Annotated in this window: 1 protein-coding gene; it reads right to left on the bottom strand. The window is 60.2% G+C overall.

The features are described 5' to 3' along the window. Positions 1-464, bottom strand: a 464-nt coding sequence (locus tag HHO50_RS21670) for a transposase (RefSeq protein WP_255478844.1), incomplete at its 3' end; no start/stop codon positions are given. Positions 465-500 lie beyond the last annotated feature (36 nt).

Raw genomic sequence — 500 nt, 5'->3', positions numbered from 1 at the left:
TTGGCGATGAACTCCTGCATCTTCTCCTCCACCTGCTCCATGCTCTTCTCCAGCCCCTGGACGGCTTTCTTGTTCACCTGTTCAAGTGTTTTGCCAGAGACGGGGTCCACGGCCAGCAGCTCCTTCACCGTGACTCTGATGCTCTGCAAGGCCTTCTGGAGCCTTGAGCGGTTGGCCTGCAGGTCTTTGAGCCGCTCCAGCGTCACCCCTGATACGCTCAAGCACCTGGCCTCCCGGTGGTGCAGGGAGGCGTAGCGCGCGATCCGCTGCGCGTCCACCCTGTCGCCCTTCCCCCTGACCATACCGATACTTCGCTTTATCTGCAGGGCGCTCTCCATCCACACCCGCACCTCCCGCGCCAGCAGGTAGTGCACCAGCTGCCTGGTATACAGGCCAGTGTGTTCCATACAGGCAAGTGTTTCGGGCCCTGCCTCACAACCATGCTGCTTGAGCCATGCTTTCATGCGTCTGAAGCCTGAGGGGTTGTTGTTGGTCTTATG

The sequence above is a fragment of the Rufibacter sp. XAAS-G3-1 genome, from assembly GCF_013623775.1.
In the GTDB taxonomy this organism is placed as follows: Bacteria; Bacteroidota; Bacteroidia; order Cytophagales; family Hymenobacteraceae; genus Nibribacter.
This window is presented reverse-complemented; position numbering and strand designations above follow the sequence as displayed.